We start from the raw sequence: 6,983 nt of genomic DNA, 5'->3' as shown, positions 1-6,983 counted from the left end.
GGTCCCATCACAAGCCGCACCAAGAGCGGGCCACATGCGTGAAGGGGTGTCAACTCGACGAAAAGCGTGTCGAGTTGACACCCCTCCACGCATGCAGCAAGAGCTATGGCGCGACTCGTGATGGGACCCCACCGCCCTTGCCTTATGGAAAGACGGCTCGCCTTCGGCATCGCTTGGGAGGGCGGCTCACCTTCGGCATCGCTTGGCTATGGGCGTCTGCGTTCCAAAAGGACTGTGTCTCGCCATTCGCCGTGGTGCTTTGCGATTCGTTCTCGCAGGCCCACCGTGCGGAAGCCCGCTTTGTGGTGCAGGGCGATGCTGGCTCGGTTCTCCGGGAAGATGACTGCCTGCAGGGTCCACAGGTCGTCCGCGTCCGCGGCTGAGACCTGGTGGTGCAGCAGGGTTTTGCCCACGCCCCTGCCCTGGGAGGCGTCGGCCACGTAGATCGAGGTCTCCACCACTCCGGCGTAGCACTCCCGGGCGGAGACCGGGGTGGCTGCTGCCCAGCCTGCGATCTCGCCGTCCACCACAGCTATCCAGCGGTGGTCCGGCAGCCACTTGGATTCCAGCGTTCTGCGGGACGGGACCTCGGTCTCGAACGTGGCGTTGCCCGAGGCTATGCCTTCGCCGTAGATGCGGCGGACTTCTGGCCAGTCCGCTGCTGTCATGGTGCGGATCGTGACGCCTGCTACCGGGGTCACCGTGCCTGAGGAGAGGGCGCCCATCACCGCGTCTGCCGCGTGGGGGAGGCCTGTGCAGCACGCCGGGTTGACGGTGACGAGGGTTGTTGTGCCCTCGCGCTGGATGTGGAGGAAGCCGACTTCCGCCAGTTTGCGGACGTGGTGCGAGCAGGTGGACTGGCTCACGCCCAGCAGGGTGGTCAGTTCGCCGACGGTGACCGGGGTCGGGGACGAGGCCACGTGGTGGAGCAGGCGGACTCGGGTCGGGTCGGAGAGGCTCGCGAACCAGGAGGCGTAGGTCGTGGCTTCGTCGGTTAGCACTCGGTAAGTATCGACGTTGGTCGATTAAAGGGTCAAACCGAGTACTTCTTCACGCAGAACGAGAGGCCTCGGAAGAAGCCGTCGCCGAACGCTTCGACCCTGGCGAAGCCCGAGGGGACGGCTTTGCCGTTGACGTCCGCCGCGATGAGGCTGTCGTCGGCCAGGAGTTCTGCCACCGCCTCGTCCAGGTCGCCTGGGGACAGGCGCAGGCCCGCCGCGGCGTTGGGGCGGTTGGTGAGGCCTGCCCAGGCTCCCGTCAGGCAGGCGGTGCGCTGGCCGGCTGCGTCGTCGTCCAGTTTGAAGCCCGTCGCGTGCTGGATGGAGAGGGAGAAGCGGGAGGCGATGACGGCGAACGCGGCGAAGTCGCCGATGCCGCCCTTCGCGCCCTTCTTCGGGGGTGTGCCGATCTTCACCAGCTGCGGGAGGTCGAGCTGGAGCTGGTTGAGCGCCGGGCAGTAGGAGGCGGGGGAGGTGGTCTGGGCGTTGGCGCAGGGCTTGATGCCCGCCTTGTCGAACGCGGGGAAGGCCGCGCCGCTCGACTTGTACGCGTCGCGCAGCGACTCCTCCAGCGCCCTGAGGTACTTGTCCTCGTTCACCTGGGCGTTGCCGCGGCCTTGGCCCTGGTCGGTGTCGGAGAGGTCGAACGGGCGCTCGGTGATGCGCTTCGAGATCTCGGCCTCGTTGATCTCGGCGCAGCGGGCGGCGCCTCGGGTGAAGCCGAACTGGAAGGCGGAGACGCGGTCGAACGCGCTGCCGTGGGCGCCCTGCTTCTCGAACGACGTGCCGGCGCTGTCGCGGATGAAGAACATCGTCTGCAGGACCTGGTTCAGGCCCTCGCCGGTGGAGAGCTCGAAGTGCTTCGACTTGTTCTCGGCGATCCAGCGCATGAAGACGCCGGTGTAGCAGTCGGCCTGCTGCTCCTTGACGATCGACGGCGTGTTGGCGCCGATGTTGGAGGCCGGGCCGAGCTTGTACTGGACGGCGTGGCCCATCTCGTGGGCCAGGACGGTGACGACGGCCATCGGGCCGAAGGAGTCCTTGAGCATCGGCAGGAGCTCACCGCGGTCCCAGGTGATGCTGTCGTCGAGGGCGCAGTAGAACGCGTTCGCGATGCCGGTGGTGTTGAGCTTGCAGACCTCGACGCCCTTGCCGTTGGAGTCGTAGGAGATGAAGCGCTTCACCGGTTCGAACGCCTTGCCCGCGAACGACGCCGGGAACTCGGCCTTCCAGAACTCCTGCACGTCGGCGAGGGTGTTGATGGCCAGGCGGTCCATGTCGCCGCCGTCGCCGTTCTCCACGCTCAGGTCCGCGTCCGGCACGCCCTTCCTGGGGCCGGACGGGCCGTTGGAGATCTCCAGGCCCGCGACCTTCGTGGGGTCGGGGCGCTCGCCCTTCGGTTCGCCGTCGACCACGGAAGCGCACGCGGTCAAGGTTGCGGTCACGGCCAGCGCGACGGCGATTCGTCCGAATCCCATGAGGTCAGACCCTACTAAGCGCGTTGCGACGTCCTGCGGCAAGGACCTTCGGCCAAACGTGAAACTCTCTCACCCTCGGGGGTGATTTCAAGACTGCGCGGGCTCGTTTTCGTTGTCCTGCCTGCGTTTTCGCGAGCACAGTCCCCCTCACGCAAGCCTTCAGTGTGGAAGGAGTCCGGGGGTATGGGTAGAACGCGCTGGGCACGGTTCGTCGGGGTGCTCGGCATCGGCGTGGTCGGTGCCGGTGCCCTCCTGTTCGGCATGTCCCAGGGAGCGCTGGCCGCCTCGTTCGCGGTGTCCGGCACCAATTTCAAGGTCTCCGCCGACAACTTGACGGGCCAGGGATTCGTCCAGTTCGGCGGCGTGGACGCGGGAGCGGGCAAGACCCACGTGGTCGCGGTCAGCGGCTTCAAGACGGCGAGGCTGGACAAGTTCTGCCAGTCGGTGTTCGTCGCCAACATGCCGATCGTCGGGGACGTCACGATGCGCATCACCGCGGACGGCGTGGGCGGCATGTCGGCGGAGAACCTCGTCGTCAACCTCACCGACCTCAACGGCGACCTCGTCCTCGGCAACCCCGAGATCGGCATCGACGCCAACAAGGTGACCAAGGGACCGCAGAACCTCCGCGGCTTGCCGGGCTCGTTCGGCCTGCAGGCCGACTCGGCCAACATCACGTCGTTGCAGCAGACCGCCTGGGCCACCACCGCCCAGACCATCAGGTTCAAGGGCATGAACCTGACCATCCGCCAGGGGAAGCAAGAGTGCTTCTGACGACCTGGCACCGTTTCACGGCGTGGCGACGCGGCCGGCCCTTCTGGGCCGGTCTCTTCGTGGCCGTGGGCGCGCTCCTCATCCTGTTCCCGCCGTTCGCCGGGCTGAAGTTCGGCGACCTGATGATCTCGATGCAGACGCTCGGTGGCGTGTCCGCGCTGCTGATCGGGACGTTGCTGGGGATCTGCGCGGTTGCGCTGTGGGCGCAGCCGAGGTTCCGGCTGGCGTCGGGCATCGTCACGGTGCTGCTGTCGCTGGTCGCCGTCGTCGTGACCAACTTCGGCGGCTTCATCATCGGCACCCTCTCGAGCCTGCTCGGCGGTGCGCTCGCCCTGGCGTGGACGGACGAGCCGAAGAAACCGAAGAAGGCGAAGGAACCGGAGACGACCCAGGGGGTTCAGCCCACATGATGCGGGCGCAGTCGCTCGCCGCCGTCACGATGGTCGCGGTGCTGGCGCTGCAACCGCCATCGAGCACCGAGCCACCACCGTCGTCGGAACCCGGCAGCAGTTCCCCGGCCCCGACCAGCACCACGACGTCGGAACCACCGCCCGTGTCGAGCACCAGTGCCACCACCCCACCACCGGCGTCGTCCACCGCGCCACCGCCCAGCACGCAGCCCTCGACGCCGCCGCCCCCGCCACCGGCCCCTGCACCGGTGGCGGCGGGAGGACGGGAGTGGACCCTGACGGCGTCCAGGCTCGACCTGGGCGGTCTCAACTTCGTCGGGATCGTCGACGCGCTGCTGAACGGGCAGGTCGTCAAGGTCCTGAAGTTCACCGCGTCGGACATGAAGATCAAGGACCTGGTGCAGTCCGCCGAGATCTCACCGGGCGTCAGGCTGGTGACGGCGGCACGGCCGGGCAGCACGTCCACGGTCTCGCCGGGCCGCATCGAGCTGTACACGGTGCAGCTCAAGGGCAACCTGGACATCCTCGGGATCAAGGTCCCGGTGGACTACACGGCGGCGCACCCACCGCCGCTGAACGTGCCGTTCGTGACCTTCACCGAGGTCACGGTGCGCAACACGGACCTGGTCGGCGGAACGCTGAAGATCCCGGGCGCGCGGATCTCCGTGGTGTCCGACCAGGCTCCGGCCGCCAGACGCTGAAGCCCGCACCAGGCCTCGAGCCGGTGCGGGCTTCCGCTTGTCCTCAGTAGGTCGCGTCCGTGACCTGCCACCGTACGCACGTGGGGCGGGATCCGGTCCGCTGGAACTCCAGCAACGCGTCTCGCGCCTGTTCCAACAGGATCACCGAGTCACGCGGGAACTCCGTCTTGTTGTCCTTGTCGACGTACAGCGTCGGCGCGTCATAAGCCGGCTCGACGGCTTGCGTCACCCAGAAGCCGAACTGGTCGGTTCCTCCGTCGGGGTCTGGCCCCACGTAGTGCAGGGCCGCGAACCCCTTGTCGACGTCCATCTTGAACATTCGGTCAGGGATCTCCAGGACACCGAACCTCGGCAATTCCCGTGCGGCGATCTGAGCAGGATGAGGTTGCGCGTGGTCCGCCAGGTAAGCCAGCACCTGATCGAGCTCTGACGCGGTACGGACGGCCTCAGGCTCGTCGGCGCGGTTTTCACCGTGGTAGTACCAAACGTCCAGCGTGTAACTCACCGCACATCCTTTCCGCGGAACACCCGCGAACGTACCGGATCGTGCACGGTCAGCGTCTGGCCAGGGCCAAGCACGAAAGGGAGCAACTGAGCGCAGGACAGCGCTCCGTTGCAAAGTTCGTTGTTGACCACCAACTCCACGTGCTTCACACCACTCAGCCGCATGCGCCAGGCGACTTTGATCTCGACGTGTTTCGACGCTTCGAGGCTCGCTCCTGGGCGGCCGACGCCCAGGCGAACCAGGTGATCATTGATGCGGTCATGCTCGCCATCGGGTTCGCGCCCACTTTGGACGATGTCGCTGTGTCCGTCAGGGTCCCGATACATGCCGCTGGTCTGATAAGCGGGCAGTTGCGCTCGCGACCACATGACCCACGGATGTTCACGCGGCGTCACCGGCTCTGCTGGAGGCGACACAAGGGCTGTGGACCCCAACTTCGTCTCGGACTCGAACGTCGCGCGGACCCGGGCAACACCCTCCAGTGCGGTCTTGGCCTCGCTGATCAGTGCCTGCGCGCCATGCCCGGCTGCGTTGAACGATGCAACGACGGCATCGGTCTCAGCCTCCTCCACGGTTCCGGACATCGTCTCCGCGAAGTGGGATCGGCACTCGTCAGCGAGCACGGACGCCTGCATCAAGCTGGCGATCGAGTCTTCGACCTTCCGAACGACCTGATCCAGGACGGCGGCAACGTCCGCGAACGTGGTCAAGTCGTCAGACGCCGCACTTCTTCGCGCCCTCGAACACGCCCTCGCGGAACTTGGCCACCCGCTCGAACCCGGGGTCCACCGGATCCTTGCCCAAGGTGTCACGAGCCGCGTAGTCGAACTGCAGCAGCACCGTCACGGCCTCGTCGAAGTCACCCGGCGAGAGCCCGAACCCGTCCTGCCGCTTGAACACCTCGCCCGTGTACGCGCCGGCCAGGCACAACGCCGCGGCGGAGGCGTCCTCGCCCTCGGTCGGCTTGCCCAGCACGGCCAGTTCGGCCATCGCGTACCTGGTCGCGATCAGCGTGCCCGTCGCGTAGTCGCCGAGCTCCCTGTGCAGCGCCGGCAGCTCGTCCTTGGTGTCGATCTTGATGGTCTTGTCCGACGGGCAGTACGCGACGGGGCCCTGGTCGCCGGAGCAGGTCGGCTCGGTCTGCGAGGCCTCCGCGCGGGGCGAGGGCCAGGTCTTGCCGGCGGTCGTGGCGAGGTTCTTGAAGAAGCCGTCGAGGTCGGGCGTGACGGCTTCGAGCATGTCGTCGAACGGCAGGTTGCCGCCGTTCGCGCGGTCCTTGACGCTGGTGAACGCGCGCTGCGTGAACTGCCGGTTCTGGACCGTCATCGCCCCGCAGAACTTCGTGCCCTGCTCGTAGCCGTCCTGGAAGGCCGCCACGCGGTCGAACGCGCTGCCGTGCGCCTGCTCGTCCTCCGGGGAGGTGCCGACCGGGTCGCGGAACGTGATCAGCGCGCCCAGGGCCTTGTCCAGGGCGTCCGCGTTGATGTCCAGGCGCTGCGACTTGCCGTCCGCCACGTTGCGCACGAACGCGCCCGCGAAGCAGTCGGCCTGGGCCTCGGTGAGGATCGTCGGGTACTTCTCCGGTTCACGGCGCTCGGCCTCGGGCGTGATGCCCATGCGGTTCTGCACGGCGTGGCCCATCTCGTGCGCGAGCACGACGACCACGGCCGCCTCGCCGAAGCGGTCCTGCAGCACGGGCAGCAGGGACGCGCGGTCCCAGGCGATCGCGTCGGCGGCCGGGCAGTAGAACGCGTTGCCCTCCACGTCCGCGGCCTTCTGCGTGCACGGTGGCGGCTTCGCGGTGGCGTCGGCCGTGTCGACCGAGAAGTAACCGCCACCCAGCGGCTTCCACGGCTTGTTGAAGGTCGTCCGGAACGACTCGGTCCAGAACTCCTCGATGTCCGTGAGCGCGGTGGCGGCCAGCTTGTCGATCGGGCCGTTGTCCGAGCCTCGCACCTGAACGGTGGTGGTGGACGCCTCCTTCTTCACCACCTTGGCGGCACGGGGCGTCCCCGGGATCTGGGCGGTGCACCCTGCGGCAAGCAGGGCGGTGACGACGATCAGCGCGATGCTCCGGTGCCGCATGGAACCATTGTGCCTGCCGGCCGGCTCCCGGG

General features: G+C 67.5%; 8 protein-coding genes. 3 read left to right on the top strand and 5 right to left on the bottom strand.

Translation table 11 applies throughout. The features are described 5' to 3' along the window. Positions 1–206: 206 nt before the first annotated feature. Positions 207–1,001 (bottom strand): helix-turn-helix domain-containing GNAT family N-acetyltransferase, encoded by a 795-nt coding sequence (locus ORI60_RS35355; RefSeq protein ID WP_266042353.1) that lies wholly within the window; start codon positions 999–1,001, stop codon positions 207–209. Between the two features lie 32 nt (positions 1,002–1,033). Beyond that, positions 1,034–2,476, bottom strand: a complete 1,443-nt coding sequence (locus tag ORI60_RS35350) for a neutral zinc metallopeptidase (protein WP_266042352.1) — start codon at positions 2,474–2,476, stop codon at positions 1,034–1,036. Positions 2,477–2,659: 183 nt separating this feature from the next. Here ORI60_RS35350 and ORI60_RS35345 point away from each other — a divergent pair, with 183 nt between their 5' ends. The 3 genes from ORI60_RS35345 to ORI60_RS35335 are packed head-to-tail and all read left to right on the top strand — an operon-like array spanning position 2,660 to position 4,361. After that, positions 2,660–3,250 carry a DUF6230 family protein gene (locus ORI60_RS35345; RefSeq protein WP_266042351.1) on the top strand — a complete coding sequence of 197 codons (591 nt, stop codon included), beginning with the start codon at positions 2,660–2,662 and terminating at the stop codon, positions 3,248–3,250. After that, positions 3,241–3,660 (top strand): DUF6114 domain-containing protein, encoded by a 420-nt coding sequence (locus tag ORI60_RS35340; protein ID WP_266042350.1) that lies wholly within the window; start codon positions 3,241–3,243, stop codon positions 3,658–3,660. The genes ORI60_RS35345 and ORI60_RS35340 overlap by 10 nt, the downstream gene beginning before the upstream one ends. Next, positions 3,657–4,361, top strand: a complete 705-nt coding sequence (locus ORI60_RS35335) for a hypothetical protein (protein WP_266042349.1) — start codon at positions 3,657–3,659, stop codon at positions 4,359–4,361. The genes ORI60_RS35340 and ORI60_RS35335 overlap by 4 nt, the downstream gene beginning before the upstream one ends. Before the next feature lie 43 nt (positions 4,362–4,404). Here the strand turns inward: ORI60_RS35335 and ORI60_RS35330 are convergent, their stop codons facing one another. The 3 genes from ORI60_RS35330 to ORI60_RS35320 are packed head-to-tail and all read right to left on the bottom strand — an operon-like array spanning position 4,405 to position 6,951. Next, a complete protein-coding gene (locus ORI60_RS35330; protein ID WP_266042348.1) occupies positions 4,405–4,866 on the bottom strand; it encodes an Imm1 family immunity protein in 462 nt (153 codons plus the stop codon). Beyond that, complete coding sequence (locus ORI60_RS35325) at positions 4,863–5,576, bottom strand: DddA-like double-stranded DNA deaminase toxin (RefSeq protein WP_266042347.1); 714 nt, start codon at positions 5,574–5,576, stop codon at positions 4,863–4,865. The genes ORI60_RS35330 and ORI60_RS35325 overlap by 4 nt, the downstream gene beginning before the upstream one ends. Positions 5,577–5,580: 4 nt before the next feature. Then, positions 5,581–6,951, bottom strand: coding sequence for a neutral zinc metallopeptidase (locus tag ORI60_RS35320; protein WP_266042346.1), 1,371 nt, complete (start codon positions 6,949–6,951; stop codon positions 5,581–5,583). Positions 6,952–6,983 lie beyond the last annotated feature (32 nt).

It is taken from the genome of Lentzea sp. NEAU-D7 (assembly GCF_026242055.1).
Taxonomy (GTDB): domain Bacteria; phylum Actinomycetota; class Actinomycetes; order Mycobacteriales; family Pseudonocardiaceae; genus Lentzea.
This window is presented reverse-complemented; position numbering and strand designations above follow the sequence as displayed.

Excerpts from the sequence above, each read along its gene's own strand:
- ORI60_RS35350 (WP_266042352.1), bottom strand. The coding sequence starts at position 2,476 with ATGGGATTCGGACGAATCGCCGTCGCGCTGGCCGTGACCGCAACCTTG.
- ORI60_RS35335 (WP_266042349.1), top strand. The coding sequence starts at position 3,657 with ATGATGCGGGCGCAGTCGCTCGCCGCCGTCACGATGGTCGCGGTGCTG.
- ORI60_RS35345 (WP_266042351.1), top strand. The coding sequence starts at position 2,660 with ATGGGTAGAACGCGCTGGGCACGGTTCGTCGGGGTGCTCGGCATCGGC.
- ORI60_RS35320 (WP_266042346.1), bottom strand. The coding sequence starts at position 6,951 with ATGCGGCACCGGAGCATCGCGCTGATCGTCGTCACCGCCCTGCTTGCC.